Annotated in this window: 19 protein-coding genes; 12 read left to right on the top strand and 7 right to left on the bottom strand. The window is 70.7% G+C overall.

The genetic code is table 11. From position 1 onward, the window contains the following. The first annotated feature begins 107 nt into the window (after positions 1-107). Both ACGFIS_RS05865 and ACGFIS_RS05860 read left to right on the top strand, forming a co-directional pair. Positions 108-1,214, top strand: a complete 1,107-nt coding sequence (locus ACGFIS_RS05865) for a DUF3068 domain-containing protein (RefSeq protein WP_392899875.1) — start codon at positions 108-110, stop codon at positions 1,212-1,214. Between the two features lie 167 nt (positions 1,215-1,381). Next, positions 1,382-2,494: an NAD(P)H-dependent flavin oxidoreductase gene (locus ACGFIS_RS05860; RefSeq protein WP_392899878.1), complete on the top strand. Its 1,113-nt coding sequence runs from the start codon at positions 1,382-1,384 to the stop codon at positions 2,492-2,494. 96 nt (positions 2,495-2,590) lie between these two features. Here ACGFIS_RS05860 and ACGFIS_RS05855 read toward each other — a convergent pair whose 3' ends face one another. Both ACGFIS_RS05855 and ACGFIS_RS05850 read right to left on the bottom strand, forming a co-directional pair. Then, the gene (locus ACGFIS_RS05855; protein WP_392899881.1) at positions 2,591-3,010 is read right to left on the bottom strand and encodes a hypothetical protein; all 420 of its coding nucleotides are present in this window, start codon (positions 3,008-3,010) and stop codon (positions 2,591-2,593) included. A gap of 89 nt (positions 3,011-3,099) precedes the next feature. Continuing rightward, positions 3,100-3,912, bottom strand: coding sequence for a crotonase/enoyl-CoA hydratase family protein (locus tag ACGFIS_RS05850; protein ID WP_392969751.1), 813 nt, complete (start codon positions 3,910-3,912; stop codon positions 3,100-3,102). Positions 3,913-4,083: 171 nt separating this feature from the next. On the opposite strand from ACGFIS_RS05850, the gene ACGFIS_RS05845 reads away from it, so the two are divergent. The 7 genes from ACGFIS_RS05845 to ACGFIS_RS05815 all read left to right on the top strand — a co-directional run bounded on the left by ACGFIS_RS05845 (position 4,084) and on the right by ACGFIS_RS05815 (position 13,166). Next, positions 4,084-5,643 carry an acyl-CoA synthetase gene (locus ACGFIS_RS05845; protein ID WP_392899885.1) on the top strand — a complete coding sequence of 520 codons (1,560 nt, stop codon included), beginning with the start codon at positions 4,084-4,086 and terminating at the stop codon, positions 5,641-5,643. Further along, entirely contained in the window at positions 5,633-6,577 is a 945-nt protein-coding gene (locus ACGFIS_RS05840; RefSeq protein WP_392899888.1) for a Zn-ribbon domain-containing OB-fold protein, read from the top strand. The genes ACGFIS_RS05845 and ACGFIS_RS05840 overlap by 11 nt, the downstream gene beginning before the upstream one ends. Then, on the top strand, positions 6,577-7,611 hold the full coding sequence (locus ACGFIS_RS05835) for a thiolase domain-containing protein (RefSeq protein ID WP_392899889.1): 1,035 nt from the start codon (positions 6,577-6,579) through the stop codon (positions 7,609-7,611). Before ACGFIS_RS05840 ends, ACGFIS_RS05835 begins: the two co-directional genes overlap by 1 nt. Further along, positions 7,608-8,765, top strand: a complete 1,158-nt coding sequence (locus ACGFIS_RS05830) for a thiolase domain-containing protein (RefSeq protein WP_392899892.1) — start codon at positions 7,608-7,610, stop codon at positions 8,763-8,765. Before ACGFIS_RS05835 ends, ACGFIS_RS05830 begins: the two co-directional genes overlap by 4 nt. 20 nt (positions 8,766-8,785) lie before the next feature. After that, positions 8,786-10,372, top strand: coding sequence for an acyl-CoA synthetase (locus ACGFIS_RS05825; RefSeq protein WP_392899894.1), 1,587 nt, complete (start codon positions 8,786-8,788; stop codon positions 10,370-10,372). A 272-nt stretch (positions 10,373-10,644) separates the two neighbouring features. After that, entirely contained in the window at positions 10,645-11,124 is a 480-nt protein-coding gene (locus ACGFIS_RS05820) for a MarR family winged helix-turn-helix transcriptional regulator (RefSeq protein ID WP_392899897.1), read from the top strand. Between the two features lie 416 nt (positions 11,125-11,540). Continuing rightward, positions 11,541-13,166, top strand: coding sequence for a serine/threonine protein kinase (locus ACGFIS_RS05815; protein ID WP_392899900.1), 1,626 nt, complete (start codon positions 11,541-11,543; stop codon positions 13,164-13,166). A 72-nt stretch (positions 13,167-13,238) separates the two neighbouring features. Here ACGFIS_RS05815 and ACGFIS_RS05810 read toward each other — a convergent pair whose 3' ends face one another. Next, positions 13,239-14,429, bottom strand: a complete 1,191-nt coding sequence (locus ACGFIS_RS05810; protein WP_392969748.1) for a lipid-transfer protein — start codon at positions 14,427-14,429, stop codon at positions 13,239-13,241. After that, complete coding sequence (locus ACGFIS_RS05805; RefSeq protein ID WP_392899906.1) at positions 14,426-14,875, bottom strand: Zn-ribbon domain-containing OB-fold protein; 450 nt, start codon at positions 14,873-14,875, stop codon at positions 14,426-14,428. Before ACGFIS_RS05805 ends, ACGFIS_RS05810 begins: the two co-directional genes overlap by 4 nt. Positions 14,876-15,121: 246 nt before the next feature. Between ACGFIS_RS05805 and ACGFIS_RS05800 the strand changes: the two genes are divergently transcribed. The 3 genes from ACGFIS_RS05800 (at position 15,122) to ACGFIS_RS05790 (ending at position 17,372) form a co-directional block, all read left to right on the top strand. Further along, entirely contained in the window at positions 15,122-15,889 is a 768-nt protein-coding gene (locus ACGFIS_RS05800) for an SDR family oxidoreductase (RefSeq protein WP_358452659.1), read from the top strand. Positions 15,890-15,899: 10 nt separating this feature from the next. After that, entirely contained in the window at positions 15,900-16,874 is a 975-nt protein-coding gene (locus ACGFIS_RS05795; RefSeq protein ID WP_392899909.1) for an LLM class F420-dependent oxidoreductase, read from the top strand. A gap of 198 nt (positions 16,875-17,072) precedes the next feature. Further along, positions 17,073-17,372: a Fe-S cluster assembly protein HesB gene (locus tag ACGFIS_RS05790; RefSeq protein WP_392899911.1), complete on the top strand. Its 300-nt coding sequence runs from the start codon at positions 17,073-17,075 to the stop codon at positions 17,370-17,372. A 110-nt stretch (positions 17,373-17,482) separates the two neighbouring features. Here the strand turns inward: ACGFIS_RS05790 and ACGFIS_RS05785 are convergent, their stop codons facing one another. Genes ACGFIS_RS05785 through ACGFIS_RS05775 form a run of 3 tightly spaced genes read right to left on the bottom strand, consistent with a single transcriptional unit; the run spans position 17,483 to position 19,870 of the window. Further along, positions 17,483-17,683: a hypothetical protein gene (locus tag ACGFIS_RS05785; protein ID WP_392899914.1), complete on the bottom strand. Its 201-nt coding sequence runs from the start codon at positions 17,681-17,683 to the stop codon at positions 17,483-17,485. Positions 17,684-17,705: 22 nt separating this feature from the next. After that, positions 17,706-18,806, bottom strand: a complete 1,101-nt coding sequence (locus tag ACGFIS_RS05780; protein ID WP_392899916.1) for a hypothetical protein — start codon at positions 18,804-18,806, stop codon at positions 17,706-17,708. Then, positions 18,803-19,870 carry a phosphotransferase family protein gene (locus ACGFIS_RS05775; RefSeq protein WP_392969745.1) on the bottom strand — a complete coding sequence of 356 codons (1,068 nt, stop codon included), beginning with the start codon at positions 19,868-19,870 and terminating at the stop codon, positions 18,803-18,805. The genes ACGFIS_RS05780 and ACGFIS_RS05775 overlap by 4 nt, the downstream gene beginning before the upstream one ends. Positions 19,871-19,910: the final 40 nt, after the last annotated feature.

Raw genomic sequence — 19,910 nt, 5'->3', positions numbered from 1 at the left:
CGCTTACTGTTACTGGACTGATGATTTCAGTGGCCCTGTAGGGTAACCCGGACATGCCGGACTCCCGCCCCTTGGCCTGAGAACGATGGCATTCCTCGGAGGTATCCATGCGGCGACCGGTCGGACTGGCCTTGATCGGCCTGGGCGCGTTCTTTCTCACGCTCGCGCCCCTGGTTCGTTTCTACGTGGCCGACCAGGTGATCGCCGCGCCACTGAACCGCTATCAGGTGACGCTTCTGGAATCGAAGAACTCCACGTACTTCGACCAGGCCGAACTCAAGACCAAGACGGGCGTCACCCTCATGGCCAAGAGCACCGTCCGCGGTGACGTCCGCGCCAACGAGGGCGACAACGACATCGCCGTCTGGGACTCCACGACCAACATCTACGACCAGGCCAACCCGGAGAACCCCGTCCAGATCCAGGGGTACCGGATCGCCTTCGACCGCCGGACGAGCGTCCTGACCAACTGCTGCGGCACGCACGTCGACGGCGACAACGCCGTCCGGATGTCGGGCTACGGGCTGCTGTTCCCCCTGGCGAACGTCCAGAAGCGCGACTACCCGGTCTTCGACACGACGACCAAGCAGACGGCGCCGATGGAGTTCAACGCCGTCGAGGAGATCCAGGGCCTCACGACCTACCGCTTCACCCAGTCCATCCCGCTGACGAAGACCGCCGCGATGGACGTCAAGCTGCCCGCCAAGATGCTCGGCCTCCCCGAGGAGGCTGGCGCCCAGAAGGTGGACCGCTACACCGAGGCCTACAACACCGTCTGGGTCGATCCGCGCACCGGAGTCCCGGTCAAGCACCGCAAGAACATCCGCAGCACCGTTCAGACCCCGGACGGCAAGGGCAAGATGATCGTCGCGCAGGCCGACCTCATCACCGTCGACAAGGACCAGAAGGCCGGGGTCGACCTGGCCGACAGCACGGCCTTGAAGATCGACGCGATGCGCAGCTACGTTCCGGGCGGCGCGATCCTGCTCGGCCTGATCCTGCTGGGCGTCGGCGGCTTTCTGGGGCTCGGCCGCCGCCCGGCCCCGCCGGCGCCGGTGGCCCCGCGCCGCTCCGACGGCAAGTTCGGCGACACGGCCCCGGCCGGCCCGCCGAACCCGCCGGCCGCGGCCCCGCCCGCTCCGCCGGAGGGCCGCCCGGCACCGAGCAGCCAGCGGCAGCAGCGCAAGGCGTCCGGCCCCACCCGCCGCCGCTGACGTCCCGCCCTTCCGCACCGGACCGCCCGGGTCACCGCGGGCCGCGTCGCCCTGCCCACCCGCCCAAGCTGATACGTGTTCTATATGGAGCTGTAAAGCGGATCAGCAAGGATCTTCCTAACTAGAACCTGTTGCAGTTTCGCTTGGGCGGGCCTAGGGTCGAGGTTGTGCGGACACGAGTCACCGAACTATTCGGCATTGAGTACCCGATCTTCGCGTTCAGTCACTGCCGCGACGTCGTCGCCGCGGTGAGCCGCGCAGGCGGCATGGGCGTCCTCGGCGCCCTGCATTTCACCCCCGAGGAGCTCGAACTCGAGCTCAAATGGATCGACGAGCACGTCGGTGGCAAGCCCTACGGCGTCGACACGGTGATGCCGGCCAAGTACGAGGGCGGCGACCTGGGCGACGCCGAGGAGCTGCTCGGCAAGCTGCAGGGGATGATCCCCGCGGAGAACCGCAGGTTCCTTGAGGACCTGCTCGCCGAGCACGGCGTCGAACCGTCCACCGAGAGCGCCACCAAGGCGCTGCTCGGCTGGACGGACCAGACCGCCCGGCCCCAGGTCGAGGTGGCGCTCCGCCATCCGATCGCGCTGCTGGCCAACGCGCTCGGCCCGCCCCCGGCCGATATCGTGGCGGAGGCGCACGAGCACGGCGTCAAGGTCGCCGGGCTCGCCTCCAACGCCCGGCATGCCCGCAAGCAGGTCGACGTGGGCGTCGACATCATCGTCGCCCAGGGCACCGAGGCAGGCGGCCACACCGGCGACGTCGCCACGATGGTGCTGATCCCCGAGGTCGTGGACGCGGTCGGCGACGAGACGATCGTCCTCGCCGCGGGCGGCATCGGACGGGGCCGGCAGATGGCCGCGGGCATGGCCCTCGGCGCCGACGGCGTCTGGACCGGCTCGATCTGGTTGACCGTCGACGAGGCCGACACCCCGGAACGCGCGCTGCCGAAGCTTCTCGAGGCGACGTCCCGGGACACGGTCCGGTCCCGCGCCTGGACGGGCAAGCCGGCCCGCTTCCTGAAGTCCGCGTGGACCGAGGCGTGGGAGAGCGAGAAGTCCCCCGGCTACCTCCCGATGCCCATGCAGTTCATGCTGATCGCGGACGCCCTGCCCCGCATCGCCCGCTCGGGCGACGGCGAGCTGGTCACGTTCCCCGTCGGCCAGATCGTCGGCTCGATGAACCAGGTCAAGCCCGCCGCCCAGGTCGTCTACGAGCTGATCGAGGAGTACGTCGAGGCCATCGAACGCCTCAACACCATCACCGAATCGGACTGACCTTCCTCGAACGCCGCCGCCGCGCCCAATTCCCCCTGGGCGCGGCGGCGCGCGTACGTCGGGCCCCCCGGCTCCCGGCGGGCGCCGGACCCGCGGTCAGAAGCGCGTCATCCAGGACAGGGCTCGCGCGAGGACGTAGTAGATCACGCCGGCGAGGGCCCAGTTGATGTAGAGCTGCTGCTCGGGGTCGGTGCGGGTGAAGACGTCGTGGAACGGCGTGGCGAGCCAGCCGCCCGCGTCGAGGACGGCGTCGACCAGGACGTTCCCGGGGTTGGCGTCGCCCCAGGTGAGAAGTATCCCCAGGGCCAGGATCGCGGCGGCCGCCCAGCCCGCGGCCATGATCATCGCACTGACCGGGTTCTGCCTGCTGCGCAGCCACCGCCGCGGCCTGCGCTTGACCACGACGGTCTTCGCCGTGTCGTCCGCCGGCGGCGTCTGCGCTCTGCCGGGCCAGAGCCGCCTGCGGGGTGCCTCCTTCGTGGTCTCGTGCCGCCTGCGTCCAAGGTGCGAGGCCATGGCCTGCTCAGTCCCTCCGTGACTCGGTTGCGACCAGCCGTGCCACGGAGAGAGGCCCGGAAACCCGGGCCGTGGTTTCGGACGGACCGTTATTTGCCCTTGTAGGCGGCGGGGCGCTTCTCCTTGAAGGCGAGGGAGCCTTCCTTGGCGTCCTCGGAGCCGATGACGGGCCAGCCGATCTCGTCGGAGATCTTGAGGGCGTCCTCCTCGGACAGGTGCTCGGTCTCGCGGTACGTGCGCAGGATCCCCTGGACGGCGAGCGGACCGCATTCGGCGATCTGCCCGGCCAGTTCACGGGCGGCGGCGAGGGCCGTGCCATCCGGGACGATCTTGTTGATCAGACCCATGCCGAGGGCCTCCTGCGGGGTCACCGAGCGGGCGGTGAGCAGGATGTCCATCGCGTTGGCGTAGCCGATCTGGCGGGGGAGCCGGATCGCGGAGCCGCCCATGGGGAACAGCCCGCGCTTCGCCTCGTACAGGCCGAGGGTGGCGCCTTCGGCGACGACGCGCAGGTCGGTGCCGACCAGGAGCTCGGTTCCGCCGGCGACGGCATATCCCTCGATGGCGCAGATGAGCGGCTTGGTGGGCCGGCCCTCGCGCAGCAGGCCCTTCCAGTGGAAGTCGGGGATCTGTGCCATGCGCTCCTGGACGCGGGGGTCGGACGGCGTCTGCCCCATGGCCTTCAGGTCGGCGCCGGCGCAGAATGTGCCTTCGGCCCCGGTGAGAATGCCGACGCGGATCTCCGGGGTGTCGGACATGTAGGCCCAGGCGTCCGCGAGGCCCACCAGCATGGACGAGCTGAGCGCGTTGCGCGCCTCGGGCCGGTTCATCGTGACGATGACGACGTGGCCGTCGCGCTCGACTGTGCAGTGCTCGGTGCTGATCGGCAGCCGCTCCGCCATGGTTCCTCCAGCTTAGATGGCAAACGAGAACAGATTCTAGTTAAGCCGTCGCCCTACCGGTAGGGGTTGATCTGCAAAACGAGAACGTGATCTACTTTGGTCGCCGGGGCGTCGCCGTGTGACGGCGCTCACCGTGCTGACGGCGCTCATCGTGCTACGTAGGGAGATCCGATGGGGTCATTGGGCTTTTGGCGGCTGGCGCAGGCCGATCCCGAGTGGGTCGCGGCCGTCGATCCGGACGGGACGAAGTACTCGGCGGGCGATCTGCTGGCCCGCTCCAACAGACTCGTCCACGGACTGCGCGCACTCGGTCTCAAGAACGGCGACGGCATCTGCGGGCTCGTTCCGAACGGCGTCGACGGACTGGTGCTGTACCTGGCGGCGCTGCAGGCCGGCTGGTACTACACGCCGATCAACTGGCATCTGGCCGGACCGGAGATCGCGTACATCGTCTCCGACGCCGAGGCCAAGGCGTTCTTCGTCCATGAGCGGTACGCCGCCGAGGGCGTGGCGGCCGCCGGGGAGATCGAGGCTCACCGGCGGTTCGCGTTCGGGAACGTCGAGGGATTCCGCCCGTACGGCGAACTCGTCGAGGGGCGGCCCGACACCCTTCCGGACGACCGGAGCAACGGCGCCACGATGCACTACACGTCCGGGACGACCGGGCGGCCGAAGGGCGTCAAGCGGGCGCTGATGGGCATCGATCCCGACGACAGCGCCGAACTGATGACGTTCCTGCTGACCCTCTTCGGCATCACGCAGGGACGCCCGGCGGGCGGCGAGCAGCAGGCCCATCTGATCACCTCACCGAACTACCACACGGCCGTCACCCAGTTCGGCGGCACGGCCCTGCACATGGGGCACACCCTCGTCTACACGGACCGGTGGGACGCCGAAGACACCCTGAGAATGATCCAGGAACACGGCGTCAGCAACACCCACATGGTGCCGACGCACTTCAAGCGGCTCCTCGGCCTGCCCGAGGACGTCAAGTCCCGGTACGACGTCTCCAGCATGAAGTGGGCGATCCACGCGGCCGCGCCGTGCCCGGTGCCGATCAAGCAGCAGATGCTCGACTGGTGGGGCGACTGCATCTGGGAGTACTACGCGGCGACCGAGGGCGGCGGGACGATAGCCAGCCCGGCCGACTGGCGCGCCCATCCCGGAACGGTCGGGAACGCCTGGCCGATCAGCGAGCTCCTCATCGTGGACGACGACGGTGAACCCGTTCCGGCCGGGACGCACGGCACGATCTACATGAAGATGGCCGGCGTCGAGTTCGAGTACAAGGGCGACAAGGAGAAGACGGAGAAGAACCGCCTCAAGGACTTCTTCACCGTCGGGGACATCGGCTATCTCACCGACGACGGGTTCCTGTTCCTGTCCGACCGCAAGGCCGACATGATCATCTCGGGTGGGGCGAACATCTACCCGGCCGAGATCGAGAACGAGATCACCATGCATCCGAAGGTCGCGGACGTGGCCGTGTTCGGCATCCCGGACGAGGAGTGGGGTGAGCAGATCAAGGCCGTCGTGGAGCCCGCCGAGGGCGTCGAACCCGGCGACGGGCTGACGGCGGAGATCCTCGCGTCGCTGGAGGGCCGGCTCGCCAGGATGAAGTGGCCGAAGTCCATCGACTACATCGAGACGATGCCGCGCGAACCGAACGGCAAGCTCCTCAAGCGCAGGCTCAGGGACCCGTACTGGAAGGACCGCGGCAGTGCCATCTGACACGGCGCCATCTAAGCCCAACCACGTCCTGGAGTTCCCCGGCGGGTACACGCGCTCGGTGGGGCCCGTCATCGGGCGGTTCCTCAGCGATCTGCGCGACGCCCGGCTCGTCGGCGTCCGCACGGCGGAGGGCCGGGTGCTCGTCCCGCCGTCGGAGTACGACCCCGACACCGGCGAGGACGTGACGGACGAGTTCGTCGAGGTCGGCCCGGTCGGGACGGTCACGACGTGGTCGTGGGTGCCGCGTCCGGCGAAGGAGCATCCGCTGGACCGCCCGTTCGCGTGGGCGCTGATCCGGCCGGACGGCGCCGACACCGCGCTCCTGCACGCGCTCGACCTCGGCGTCTTCGAGGAGGGCGCGGAGCCGCCGAGGTTCCTCAAGACCGGGATGCGCGTCCGGCCCAAGTGGCGGGCGGAGCGCACCGGCGGGATCGGCGACATCGAGTGCTTCCTCCCCGAGGTCACGGTGATCAACGCGCCGACGCGGCTGGAGTACTCGCTGAAGGGCGGCCAGGCGCTCGGCCGGTTCCTGGAGGGCATCTCGCAGGGCAGGATCCTCGGCCACCGGTGCCCGGTGTGCGAGCAGGTCATCGTCCCGATGAAGGGCCTGTGCCCGCGCGACGGCGTCCCCACCACCGAGGAGGTGGAGCTGCCCGACACCGGCACCGTCACCACCTTCGCCGTCAACAACATCCCCGACCCGCGCGCCCCCGAGGTGCCGTTCGTGTCGGGCTACGTGCTGCTGGACGGCGCCGGGCTGACGATGCTGACGCTCGTCGCGGGCGTCCCGGCGGACCAGGTCCGGATGGGCATGCGGGTCAGGGCGGCGTGGCGTCCCCGCGAGGAGTGGGAGCGGTCGATGAGCAACATCAAGTGGTTCGAGCCCATCGACGAGCCCGACGTCCCCTTCGAAGAGATCAAGGACTTCATGTGATGCGCGAGATCGCTGTCGTCGCCTTCACGCAGAGCCGCCACTCCGGCGAGGACCAGGGGCTGGCGGAGATCGAGATGCTCGCGCCCGTCATCACCGAGGTCAAGGAGAAGACGGGGCTGAAGCAGTTCGGCTTCACCTGCTCCGGGTCGTGCGACTACCTCGCCGGCGCGCCGTTCTCGTTCGTGTCGGCGCTGGACGCGGTGGGTGCGTGGCCGCCGATCTCGGAGAGCCACGTCGAGATGGACGGTGCCTGGGCGCTGTACGAGGCGTGGGTGAAGCTGCTGCACGGCGAGATCGACACGGCGCTCGTCTACGGGTTCGGGAAGTCGTCGCAGGGGGACCTGCGCACGATCCTCACCCAGCAGCTCGACCCGTACCACCTGGCGCCGCTCGGCATCGACCAGGTGTCGCTGGCCGCGCTCCAGGCCCGCGCCTACATGGAACGGTCGGGCGCCAAGGAGGACGACCTGCGCGCCGTCGCGGCACGGTCCCGGGCGTCCGGACGGGACAACCCGTTCGCGCTGCACCTGCCGGAGCCTGAGGACGAAGGCTACGACGTGGCTCCGCTGCGCCCGTACGACGTCGCGCCCATCACCGATGGTGCGGCGGCGATCGTCCTCGCGGCGGGGGACAAGGCGCGGGAGCTGTGCGAGCGCCCCGCGTGGATCACCGGGATCGACCACCGGACCGAGGCGCACGCGCCCGGCGTCCGCGACCTGACCCGCTCGGACGCGACGCGCATCGCCGGGGAGAAGGCGGGCGCCGCGGGCGTCGAGGTCGCCGAGCTGCACGCGCAGTTCAGCCATGAGGAGCTCATCCTGCGCGAGGCCCTCGGCCTGGGCGACGACGTGGCGGTCAACCCGTCCGGCGGCGCGCTGTCGGCCAACCCCATGATGGCGGCGGGCCTGATCCGGATCGGTGAGGCGGCCGCCCGCATCCACGACGGGACGGCGTCCAGGGCCCTCGGCCACGCCTCGTCCGGCCCCTGCCTCCAGCAGAACCTCGTCTGCGTGCTGTCGGGAGAGAGCGAATGAGCAACGCGTGTGCCGTCATCGGCGTCGGGCAGACGGCGTACAAGACCAAGCGGCTTGACGTGTCGATGGCGGGGATGCTGCGCGAGGCGGCCCGGCGGGCGCTCGACGACGCCGGCCTCACCTGGAAGGACATCGACGCCGTCGTCGTCGGCAAGGCCCCCGACCTGTTCGAGGGCGTCATGATGCCGGAGACGTTCCTGGCGGAGGCGCTGGGCGCCAAGGGCAAGCCGATCATGCGCGTGCACACGGCCGGCTCGGTCGGCGGGTCCACGGCGATCGTCGCGGCCGGCCTGATCCAGGGCGGCGTGCACCAGCGCGTCCTCACGGTGGCGTGGGAGAAGCAGTCGGAGTCGAACGCGACGTGGGCGCTGACCGTGAACTCGCCGTTCACGACGTCGCTGGTCGTGGGCGCGGGCGGCTACTTCGCCCCGCACATCCGCGCCTACATGCGGCGGTCGGGCGCCCCCGACCACATCGGGATGCTGGTCGCGGTCAAGGACCGGGAGAACGCGCTGCGGAACCAGTACGCGCACCTCAAGATCCCGGGCATCTCGCGGGAGATGGTCGAGTCGACCCCGATGCTGTGGGAGCCGATCCGCTACCTGGAGACGTGTCCGTCGTCGGACGGGGCGTGCGCCATGGTGCTGGCTTCCGAGGACGCCGCGAAGAAGGCGCCGAATCCGCCCGCGTGGGTGCACGGCACGTCGATGCGGTCGGAGCCGATGATGTTCGCCGGGCGCGACTCCGTGAGCCCGCAGGGCGGCAAGGACGCGGCGGCGGACGTGTACCGGCAGGCCGGGATCAGCGATCCGCGCCGCGAGCTGGACTGCGCCGAGGTGTACGTCCCGTTCTCCTGGTACGAGCCGATGTGGCTGGAGAACCTCGGGTTCTGCGGCGAGAGCGAAGGCTGGAAGCTCACCGAGGCGGGGGCGACGGCGATGGACGGTGACATCCCGTGGAACCCGTCCGGCGGCGTGCTGTCGTCCAACCCGATCGGCGCGTCCGGGATGATCCGGTTCGCCGAGGCGGCGCTGCAGGTGCGCGGGCTGGCCGGCGACCATCAGGTGGACGGCGCGCGGCGCGCGCTGGGCCACGCCTACGGAGGCGGCGCCCAGTTCTTCGCGATGTGGATAGTCGGCAGCGACAAACCCTGACCCCCCGAAAGGGCCGTCCGATGGAGTACAACCACGCTGATCTGTTCGAGGGAGTCGCGGACGCGATCGGGGAGCGTGTCGCCCTGGTGTGCGGCGACCGGCGACTCACCTACGCCGAGATGGACGAGCACGCGAACCGTCTCGCGCACCACCTGGCGGGTGCGGGCGTCGGGCCCGGCCAGCATGTCGCGGTCCAGCTCTACAACGGCATCGAGTACGCGGCGGCGCTGCTGGCGGTGCTGAAGATCCGGGCCGTCCCCATCAACGTCAACTACCGGTATGTGGAGAGCGAGCTGCTCTACATCTACCGGGACTCCGACAGCGTCGCGCTTCTGTACGACGTCGAGTTCGAGGACCGCGTCGCCGCGACCGCCGCGGAGGTGCCCGAGCTGAGGCACCTCATCGCGGTGGGCGGCACGCCGTCCATACCGGGCGCGGTCGCCTACGACGACGCGGTGCGGGACGCGGACGGAACGCGAGGCTTCCCGGCGCGTTCCCCCGACGACCTCTACATCATCTACACGGGCGGCACGACGGGGATGCCGAAGGGCGTCATGTGGTCGACCGAGCAGATTCTGCACGCGTTCTGGAACCCGTCGCTTCCGCGGCCGTCGAGACCGCAGGACATCGTCGAGAACGCCCGCAACGGCGGCCCGCTGGTGATGATGCCGGTCGCGCCGCTGATGCACGGCGCCGCGCAGCTCGCCACGTGGATCGCCTGGTTCATGGGCGCGACGCTCGTGTACACGCGCAAGTTCGACGCGGCCGAGGTGTGGCGGACGATCGAGCGGGAGAAGGTCAACTCGCTGACCATCACCGGCGACGCCATGGCGATCCCGATGGCGGAGGAACTGGCGCGCGGCGACTATGACACGTCGTCGCTGCTGGCGTTCGTGTCCACGGGCGCGATCTTCACCGGGACCGTCCGCAACCGTATCCAGGAGCTCCTGCCGAACACGATGACCCTGGACCGGTTCGGGTCGACGGAGTCGGGCTCGACGGCCGAGGCGGTGGCCGGGTCGACGCCGGAGAAGGGCCTGCGGTTCGCGCCGGACGTGGAGGACGTCACCGTCCTCGACGACGCGCTCCAGCCGGTCAAACCGGGATCGGGCGTCATCGGGCAGGTCGCGCGGACGGGGTACATCGCGCAGGGCTACTACAACGACCCGGAGAAGACGGCGAAGACGTTCCCCGTGGTGGACGGGCGGCGCTGGCTCCTCACCGGCGACATCGCCACCGTCGAGGAGGACGGCGCGATCGCCGTGTTCGGGCGGGGCTCGCAGGCCATCAACACCGGCGGCGAGAAGGTGTTCCCGGAGGAGGTCGAGGCCGTCCTGAAGGGCCATCCGGGCGTGTACGACGCGGTCGTGACGGGTGTCCCGGACGAGCGCTGGGGCAACCGGGTCGCGGCGGTGGTCCAGCCGTCCGGCGGTGGCGAGCCGCCCGCGACCGAGGACCTGGACGCGCACTGCCGCAAGGAGCTGTCGGGCTACAAGGTGCCGCGCGTCTACGCGTTCGTGGACGAGATGAAGCGCTCCCCGGCCGGCAAGGCCGACTACCGGTGGGCGAAGCAGATCGCCGAGGAGGCGGAGGAGGCCCGAGGGTAGCGGGCGCCCAAGAGGAGGGAGAGCGCCCGGGTGTAGAGGTCGGCCCCGAACCTTCGTGGGATTCGGGGCCTGGAGACGGACCTCTGTTAGTGGCCCTAATAAAATTATCCTAGGGGCCGTCCCGGGGTGCTCTGATCATCCAGGGTGTCGCCTTCGCCACACGCGGCGGGCATCCGCCGCGCCCGCACGCATGCCGACCCACTAGAATCTCCTCCAAAGAGTCACTCTTGCATTGAGTCTCTCTGCAGCGGAGAGAAGGGGAGGGGTAAGGCGTGACGACTCCGGAACGGGAGCGGATGGCGGGCGAACTGCAGATGGCGATGCAGCGCAGCACCATGTTCACGGTGCTGCTGCACCATGCCACCGCGAGCAAGGCGGGCATGAACGTCACCGACGCGCAGTGCGTCAACGCGCTGTCGCTCGACGGGCCGCAGACCCCCGGACGGCTCGCCCAGCTGATGGGCATCACGACAGGGGGTGCCATCACCGCCGTGATCGACCGGCTGGAGAAGGCGGGCTACGTCCGGCGCACCCGCGACCCCGACGACCGCCGGCGCGTGATCGTCGAACTCGTCGAGGACAACGTCGTGGAGTTCGCCCGGTACTTCGAGCCGATCAGGCGTCTCTTCCGTGATCGGCTCGACGGCTACAGCGACGAGCAGGTCGCCTTCCTGCTGGACTGGATCCGCCGCAACAACGAGGCGATGCCCCAGATCATCGAGGAGGTCAGAAAGCTGCCCGACCCCATCTGAGGCCGCCTCGGCCCGAGCTTGACGCGGACCTCCGTCGCGGCGGCCCTCCCACGCGGCCGACTGCGGCTCCGGGACGGCCCCCGCCAGTCCCGGAGCCGGTCGGCACCGGGTCCAGGAACGGCCGCGGCGGTCCCCCCGGCCGCGGCGACCGTCCCTGGAGCTTGCCGGGAACGTCATGGCGACGTTCGCGTGACTACAGGCCCATGACCGCCACGTCGCAGGTCACACACCTTGTGGACGGTGACTTCGGTCACACCGCGCCATTTCGGGCCCCTTCGACGCTCTCGCGGCCGCCCACGGCCGCCGGGCGATCCAGGTCGCCCGCGAGGACCGCTGAGAGCCGTCCGTTCGGGCGCCACCGGACCGCCGGCGATGAGATCATGAAGGCATGCGCGTAGGACCTGAGAGCCGCTGACGTGGAGCCGCTGCGTCCCGAGGACCCCGCCGAGATCGGCGGATACCCGCTGGTCGCCCGTATCGGCGCGGGCGGCATGGGCCAGGTGTATCTGGGGCTCACCGGCGCCGGCCGGCACGTCGCCCTCAAGGTGATCCGCGAGGACTTCGAGGGCCCGCAGGCGCTCGCCCGGTTCCGCCGCGAGGTCGCCACCGTCGAACGGGTGCGCAGCCGGTTCGCCGCCGCGATGGTCGGCGCCGGGCTGGACGCGCCGCCGTACTGGCTCGCGACCGAGTACGTCCCCGGCCCGACGCTCCGCCAGGCCGTCGCCGAGCACGGGCCGCCGCCGCCGGACACCTGCCTGCGGCTGCTGGCCGCCCTGGCCCAGGGGCTGCTGGAGATCCACGGGCAGGGCGTCCAGCACCGCGACCTCAAGCCCGGCAACGTGATCCTCGCCCCGGACGGGCCCCGGCTGATCGACTTCGGCATCGCCCGCGGCGAGGGCCAGACGCAGATCACCCAGACCGGCGCGTGGAACGGCACCCCCGGGTACGTCGCGCCCGAGGTCGTCCGCGAGCAGGAGCCCGTCCCCGCGTCGGACGTGTTCTCCCTCGCCGGCACCGTCGCGTACGCCGCCACGGGACGCCCGCCGTTCGGTGGCGGCCGCATCGAGGCCATCATCCACCGGACCCTCGACGGCGACATCGACCTCGACGGGGCCGACCCGCGCGTCGCCGATCTCGTCCGGCTCTGCGCCGAGAAGGAGCCCGGCTCCCGGATTGCGCTGGAGCGGCTGATCGAGATGGCCGCGTCCCCGGTCGCTCTCGCCGCCGATCCCGGCTACCGGCGGCTGGTGGGCGTCCCGCGGCCGGTGCCCGCCGGCCTCGCGGACGCCGCCGCGTCCGGTCTCGTCCCGCCGGACCGCACGAGGACGGTACCGGGAGGCGGGACGAGACTGCGGTCGCGCGCCGCCGTCATCGCGGCGGGCGCCGGGATGGTCGCCGTCGTGCTGGGCGGTGCCTTCGTCGCCAGGTCCGTGCTGAACGGCGACGACGGCCGGAGCGGCGCGAACGCGTCCCGGAACGGACAGGGGACGGGCGGCGGAGAGACGGGCGGCGGAGAGGCGGGCGCCCCCACGACATCGGCGGGCTCGCCCGCGGAGCGGACGCCCCGGAAGGACGGCCGTCCGCCGGACAAGATCCTGGTGAAGCAGCCCACCGCGGACTACCACGCCATGGAGTTCTCCCAGAAGGACTTCACGTGCCTGCCCGCGATCCGTTCCGAGGACGAGACCCTCTCCGGCCAGTTGCAGGTTTCGGCGCCGCGCCGGCCGTACACGAAGGAGTCCGTCGAGTTCGGCATGCGCTTCAAGTACGCGACTCCGTCCAACTACTACGTGGTGGCCCAGCTCCGCCCGCCGGGGCCGCATGGCAGCGCGGGGCCGGGATGGGTCCACAGCAAGCCGCATCTGTATCCGGCAGGCACCTCCGGGCTCGACCTCACCTTCCCGGACGACTTCGTGTGGGAGGGATCCGGCGGCGGGACGGGCCCTCTGGCGAGAAAGGGCGTCTGGACGATCGTCTGGATGCACGTCCATCCCAACGGCGACGCCTACTACATCGGCTGCGACGGCTTCACGGCCGCGTAGTCGCCGGAAGGAGTGCGGCCACCGGAAGGAGTGCGGCTACCGGACGGCTTGCGGCTACCGGACGACGTGCGGCTACCGGACGACGATGGTGGCGGAGCCGTGGCCGAAGAGGCCCTGGTTCACCGCGATGCCCGCGCGGGCGTCCTCGACCTGGCGGCCCTCGGCCTGGCCGCGCAGCTGCCAGGTCAGCTCGCACACCTGCGCGATGGCCTGCGCCGGGATCGCCTCGCCGAAGGACGCGAGCCCGCCGCTCGGGTTGACGGGGACGCGGCCGCCGAGCGCGGTGGCGCCGGACCGGAGCAGTTCCTCCGCGCCGCCCGGCTCGCACAGGCCGATGTCCTCGTACCAGTCCAGCTCAAGGGCCGTGGACAGGTCGTACACCTCGGCGAGCGACAGGTCGTCCGGCCCGATCCCGGCCTCCTCGTAGGCGGCGTGCGCGATCGCGGACCGGAACGGACGCTCGGGCTCCGCCGCCGCCATCGCCGAGTCCGTGGCGAAGTCGGGCAGGTCCAGGACGGTCTTGGGGAACGTCGGCGTCACCGTGGACAGCCCGGGGATGCGCACGGGGTCGGCGATGCCGTGCCGCCGCGCGAAGTCCATCGACGTCAGCACCAGCGCGGCGCCGCCGTCACTGGTGGCGCAGATGTCCAGAAGCCGCAGCGGGTCGGCGACCACGGCGGACTCGCGGACGTCCTCCAGCGTCACCTCCTTGCGGTACCGGGCATTCGGGTTCGCCAGCCCGTGCCGCGCGTTCTTCACCTTCACGGCGGCGAAGTCGTCCAGCGTCGCGCCGTGCATCGCCATGCGGCGGCGGGCGTACAGCGCGAAGTAGATCGGGTTGGTCGCGCCGAGCAGCCGGAACCGCAGCCAGTCGGGGTCGTCCGGCCGGTCGCCGCCGACGGGCTTGAAGAAACCCTTCGGCGCGGCGTCCGCGCCCACGACCAGCGCCACGTCGCACAGGCCCGCGAGGATCCGCGCGCGCGCGTTGTCGATGGCCTGCGCCCCCGAGGCGCACGCCGCGTACGAGCTGGACACCCGCGCGCCGGACCAGCCGAGCGCCTGCGCGAACGTCGCGCCGGCGATGAACCCCGGATACCCGGTGCGGATGGTGTCCGCGCCCGCGACGTACTGGACGTCCGGCCACGCGAGCCCGGCGTCGGCCAGCGCCGCCCGCGCAGCCGCCAGCCCGTACTCGACGAAGTTCCGGCCCCACTTGCCCCAGGGGTGCATCCCCGCACCCAGAACGGCGATATCGCGGCTCATCGCACGGGCCTCCACATCCAGACGGTGTATTCGGCTTCGTCGTCCTCGTACAGGGTGCCTTCGGTCAGCTCGACCTCCATGCCGACGGCGAGGTCGTCGACGGTGTGGCCGGGGGCGACCTGGCCCAGGACGACCATGCGCTCGGCTTCGAGTTCGACTGCCGCGACGGTGTAGGGGACGAACGGCTCGGGGGAGACGTACGGGGGCGGCGGCTTGTAGCGGGAGTCCGCGTAGGACCAGATGCGGCCGCGTCCGGAGAGGGCGTACGGCTCCAGCTCGGAGCCGTCCTTCGGGCCGGTGCAGCCGGGGTTGCGGCAGGCCAGCTCGTTGCGCGGGAAGTACGGCGTTCCGCACGACGCGCAGCGGGTGCCCAGCAGCCGGACGTCGCCGCCCTCGGCCGTGTACCAGCCCTCGATCGCCGGACGACGTTCCTTGGTCGTGGTCACGCGGCTCCTCCCTCGTCCGGACAGCCCCATCCGGTACAGCCCTCGTCCGGACAGCCCTCATCCGGTACCGCGCGCAGCGTAACAACCAAGCGATCGCTCCAACCCGGCCTGTCCGGTGAGCGGGACGAAACCACCACGTACCGACGCGGGGTCAGGTAACTGACTCGTCAGTCACTTCCGGTACAGTGACCGAGTCGGATTCTGCCGAGGCTGCCCACAGGGTGCGGACACGTAGGGAGAGCGCGGATGCGAACTGGACTTCAAGGCAAGACCGCCCTGGTCACCGGGGCTTCCCGGGGAATCGGAAAGGCGATCGCCACCGCGTTCGCCGCCGAGGGCGCCAACGTGGTGCTCTCCTCGCGCAAGCAGGAGGCGCTCGACGAGGTCGCCAAGGAGATCGGCAAGGCGTACCCGGACGCCGGCGTCCTCGCCAAGGCCGCGCACGTGGGCCACGCCGACGAGGCCGCCGCCTGCGTGGACGCCGCCGTCGCCGAGTTCGGCGGCCTGGACATCCTGGTCAACAACGCCGGGACCAACCCCTACTACGGGCCGATGTCCGACATCGAGCCCGCCGCCGCCGCGAAGACCGTCGAGGTCAACCAGTTCGCGATCGTCCAGTGGACCCAGCTCGCGCTGCGCGCGTCCCTGGCCGAGCGCGGCGGCGCCGTCATCAACATCGCGTCCGTCGGCGGGATGATCACCGAGCACGGCATCGGGTACTACAACGCCACCAAGGCCGCCGTCATCCACCTCAGCCGGCAGTTCGCGATGGAGCTGGCGCCGAAGGTCCGCGTCAACTGCATCGCGCCGGGACTGGTCAAGACCCACCTCGCCCGCGCGCTGTGGGAGCCCAACGAGGCGGAGATCAGCAAGCACATGCCGCTGGGGCGCCTCGGCGAACCCGAGGACATCGCGAACGCGGCGGTGTTCCTCGCCGGCGACGCATCGTCGTGGATGACGGGGCAGACCATGGTCGTCGACGGCGGCGCCACCATCCGCGCCTCGATCGCCTGAGGAGGCGCGCATGTCGAGTAAGGGCACCTCACGCTGGGGACTGACCATTCCGCTGACCGGGCTCTCGCTGGCCGAGCACCGCGAGATCGTCGAAGGGCTGTCCGCGCTCGGGTACACCGACGCCTGGTCCGCCGAGACGAACGGCACCGACGCGTTCACCCCGCTGGCGCTCGCCTCGCAGTGGGACCCGGGGCTGCGCCTCGGCCCCGCGATCGTGCCGGTCTACACGCGCGGCCCCGCGCTGCTGGCACAGCAGGCCGCGACGCTCGCCGGCCTCGCGCCCGGACGGTTCGTGCTGGGCATCGGCACCTCGTCCGACACGATCGTGGAGCGCTGGAACGGCATCCCGTTCGAGGAGCCCTACAAGCGCACCCGTGACACGCTGCGCTTCCTCCGCAAGGCCCTCGCGGGGGAGAAGGTGAAGGAGGAGTACGACACCTTCGCCGTCAAGGGCTTCAAGCTGGACAACGCGCCCGCGACGCCGCCGCCCATCGTCCTCGCGGCCCTGCGGCCCGGCATGCTGCGGCTCGCCGCCCGGGAGGCCGACGGCGCGATCACCAACTGGCTGGCGCCCAAGGACGTCCGGACGGTGCGCGGCGAGATCGGCGACGACCTCGAACTGATCGCGCGGCTGTTCGTCTGCCCGACCGACGACGCCGACGAGGCCCGCGCGATCGGCCGCTGGATGATCGCCGCGTACATGACGGTCCCCGTCTACCGGGCGTTCCACGAATGGCTCGGACGCGGTGAGGCGCTGCGCCCGATGAACGAGGCGTGGGCGGCCGGCGACCGGAAGAAGGCCCTGGAGGTCATCCCGGACGAGGTCGTCGACGACCTGATCGTGCACGGGTCCCCGGAGCGGTGCCGCGCCCGCCTCCGCGAGTACGTGGACAACGGCCTCACCACGCCCGTACTGGCCATCGTCCCCGGTGGGGGCCTCTCCCAGGCCGAGGCCGTCCGCGCTCTGGCCCCGGCCGCCGGCTGACGGCGGAGGGCCGGGGCGGCCCACCGGGCGACGCGCCGGGCGGCCCACCGGCAACGCGCCGGGCGGCCCACCGGCAACGCGCCGGGCGGCGGTGGCGGGACGGCACCGCGCGATCACGCCCCGAGGTTTACCGCCGTGAGGATCGGGGAGGGTGGGGCAGATCCGATCCGAGAAACATAGAGACGTGAGGAGCTGATCGTGCTCACGCTGACCAGCGGTGCCGTCCAGGTCATACGTACTGTGACCGCGAACCCGGAGCTTCCGCCCGAGACCGGCATCCGCATCGAGTCCGGGCTCGACGGCTCGGACGCCCTGCGGCTCTCCGTCGCCCCGGCCCCCGAGGCGGGCGACCAGGTCGTCGAGGAGGAGGGCGCCAAGGTGTACCTGGAGCCCACCGTCGCCGAGATGCTGGACGACAAGACCCTGGACGCCCAGGTCGACCCGCAGGGCGATGTGGCGTTCACCATCGCGGAGGGGTCCGAGGGGACCCCGGCCTAGGCCCCGGCCGGCCAGATTCCGAACCTGAACCGAGCTTGCGAAGCCGGGGCGCCGATCCGGTCGGCGCCCCGGCTTCAGCTCATCGCCGTATTTTCAGCTCGCCATGATTCTCAGCTCATCGCCATGACGACGGCCACCACCGCGAACGCGAACGCCGCGGTGGTGAGGATCATGAAGGCGCCGATCACCGCGCAGGCCAGGCCACGCGGCTGGTCGCGCCAGTTTCGGTAGCGGTCGCGCACCTGCCGGTCCAGTTCTTCCCGGGACGGCCGTTCCTCGCTCGGGGGGTCGGGCGAGGGCGGGGTCGTCACGGTCGCCAGTCTGGCAGACCGATCACTCGGGAAAGGACGGGTGGGGGCCGAGCGCCCAGTACTCGTAGAGTCCGTACCCCGTCGTGACGCCCGTGGGCTGCGCGCCGTTCACGTACTCGTACCGTCCGACCGCGTCGACGATGCCCCACATCCGGGCGGCGTCCTCGGGTTTGCGGGTGTCGTAGGTGACGCCCTGCACCTTGAGGTCGGGGCCCTGGTACATGCCGTGCTTCCAGTCGGGTTCCAGCCCGTAGCCGGTGCCGACCATCAGGTGGACGGGCAGGATCGGCGTGGCGCGGATCTCGAACGGCTCACCTCCCGGCGGCGCGAACCGGAGCGTGGCGGTGACCACGTCGCGGGTGCCTTCGGCGTAGACCGGGAGGTACTCGGGCCGGCCGAGGAACTCGGGTTCGCGGTCGGGCCAGACCCGGGTGGCCTCCTCCAGGATGCGGCGCCCCTTCTCGTCCTCCTGGACGATGCAGAGGATCGAGTGGTCCTCGAACTGCATCGGCGTGTACAGCCAGTAGAACGTGCCCGCGTTGTTGGCCTGGATGCCGGGCGGTTCCGGCTCGCCCACGGGACGGATGCCCCAGGAGCGGTCCCGGGAGCCCCACCAGTGGTCGGGCGTGACCTCGATGGTCTCACCGTCGATCGTGATGCTGCCCGTCCAGCGGCCGGTCTGCGCGACGCGCCGTGAGTCGAACACGACCCTTTCCTGCCAGCGCAGGTAGTGCGGGGGCTCCAGCGTGGCGGGAATCGCCCCCTCCCAGGTGAGGTCGAACGCGAGCCCGTGTTCGCTGCCGTCGAGAACGACCCTCAGCCGCTTGAGCCCTTCGATCACCTCGACGCGGAACGGTCCGACCGTGGTGTCCATCCGGTCGGCGCCCAGCTCGCGGGACGCCCGGACCACCTTGTGCACCGGCCCGCGCCGCACGACCGCGAACGCGTCCATCACCCCGAGGTTCGGGTACTGCCCGATCCCGATGATCATCATCATCTCGTCCGAGCAGGCGTGGACGTTGAAGTAGTAGCGGTCGTAGAAGTTGCGGTCGGACGTCGTGACGTGCCGCATCACCTCGGGAGCCTGGTGGATCGGGTAGTCGTCGAGCGGCGAGAGCGTCACCGGTCTCCTTCCATGATGCGGGCGAGCAGCTGCGTGCAGTTGTTGTCGTACGGGAAGTCGGAGGCCTCGTCGATCCAGCCGAAGTCGATCATCGCCTGCCCGATCCGGGCCATGATCACCGAGAATTTGAAGCCGGACAGGATCTCGTAGTACGCCATGTTCCGCATCGGCCGCCCGAGCAGCTCCTCGTAGCGGGCGACCGTCTCGGCGTAGGAGGGGAAGCCGTCCAGCCGTGCCGCGCCCACGCCCTCGCAGTGGTGGCGGTCGAGGAACATGAACCAGGCGAGGTCCTCCTCCGGTGCGCCGAGCACCGCCGTCTCCCAGTCGAGGACGGCCGCCGGCACCCCCGCCTGGAAGATCACGTTGCCGATGCGCGCGTCGCCCCACAGCGCGACGGGGTCGTCCGGCTCGCCGGGCCGGTTGGCCTTCAGCCACTCCAGCGCCTTCAGCGCCGTCTCCTGCGGACCCTTGTAGGCCCAGTGCAGGTAGTGCTCGTAGTAGTTGAGCCGCTGGTCGAGGCCGGGGGCGCCCCAGGCCGGCTGGTCGAGGAACCCGAGGCCGAGTTCGCCGACGTCCAGCCGGTGCAGGTCCGCGAGGATCTCCAGGGTGGACCACCACATCGCGGCCCGCTCGTCCTGCGGGGCCTCGGTCACCCAGCCGTCCATGTGGTACGGCGGCATGTCGGTCGGGACGCGGCCGTCGATGCGCCCCATCACGAAGAACGCGGCGCCCAGCACGTCCGCGGACGGCTCGTACCAGCGGATCGGCGGCACCGGGATGCCGGTCCGCTCGTCCAGGATCCGCATCAGCCGGTACTGCTCCTCGAACCGCGGCTCGGGGAAGATCTGGTACTTCACCGGGGCGACCCGCGCGACGAACGGCTCCCGGTGCGCGGTGCCGTCGCCGCCGGTCCATTCGGCGTCGAACATCAGGGTCTCGTTGGAGAAGCCGCTGGTCTGCGGGGTCTCCAGATGGGGGATCCGGACGCCGGGCAGATGCCCGCCGAGCCAGTCCGTCAGGCTCCGCCGGGTCACCTCGGAGTCACGTTGGTCGGGAACGGGCATAGCGCCGCCTCCTTGCACCGGTTCGCGCCCCGAATTAGAA

Origin of the sequence: Spirillospora sp. NPDC048824 (assembly GCF_043198455.1) — a bacterium.
GTDB lineage: Bacteria > Actinomycetota > Actinomycetes > Streptosporangiales > Streptosporangiaceae > Spirillospora.
The sequence above is the reverse complement of the archived record's forward strand: the minus strand, read 5'-3'. Positions and strand labels throughout refer to the sequence as shown.

What these genes read in the sequence shown, in the direction of transcription:
- ACGFIS_RS05865 (WP_392899875.1), top strand. Translation starts at nt 108, where the DNA reads ATGCGGCGACCGGTCGGACTGGCCTTGATCGGCCTGGGCGCGTTCTTT.
- ACGFIS_RS05855 (WP_392899881.1), bottom strand. Translation starts at nt 3,010, where the DNA reads ATGGCCTCGCACCTTGGACGCAGGCGGCACGAGACCACGAAGGAGGCA.
- ACGFIS_RS05850 (WP_392969751.1), bottom strand. Translation starts at nt 3,912, where the DNA reads ATGGCGGAGCGGCTGCCGATCAGCACCGAGCACTGCACAGTCGAGCGC.
- ACGFIS_RS05845 (WP_392899885.1), top strand. Translation starts at nt 4,084, where the DNA reads ATGGGGTCATTGGGCTTTTGGCGGCTGGCGCAGGCCGATCCCGAGTGG.
- ACGFIS_RS05835 (WP_392899889.1), top strand. Translation starts at nt 6,577, where the DNA reads ATGCGCGAGATCGCTGTCGTCGCCTTCACGCAGAGCCGCCACTCCGGC.
- ACGFIS_RS05830 (WP_392899892.1), top strand. Translation starts at nt 7,608, where the DNA reads ATGAGCAACGCGTGTGCCGTCATCGGCGTCGGGCAGACGGCGTACAAG.
- ACGFIS_RS05825 (WP_392899894.1), top strand. Translation starts at nt 8,786, where the DNA reads ATGGAGTACAACCACGCTGATCTGTTCGAGGGAGTCGCGGACGCGATC.
- ACGFIS_RS05810 (WP_392969748.1), bottom strand. Translation starts at nt 14,429, where the DNA reads ATGAGCCGCGATATCGCCGTTCTGGGTGCGGGGATGCACCCCTGGGGC.
- ACGFIS_RS05800 (WP_358452659.1), top strand. Translation starts at nt 15,122, where the DNA reads ATGCGAACTGGACTTCAAGGCAAGACCGCCCTGGTCACCGGGGCTTCC.
- ACGFIS_RS05795 (WP_392899909.1), top strand. Translation starts at nt 15,900, where the DNA reads ATGTCGAGTAAGGGCACCTCACGCTGGGGACTGACCATTCCGCTGACC.
- ACGFIS_RS05775 (WP_392969745.1), bottom strand. Translation starts at nt 19,870, where the DNA reads ATGCCCGTTCCCGACCAACGTGACTCCGAGGTGACCCGGCGGAGCCTG.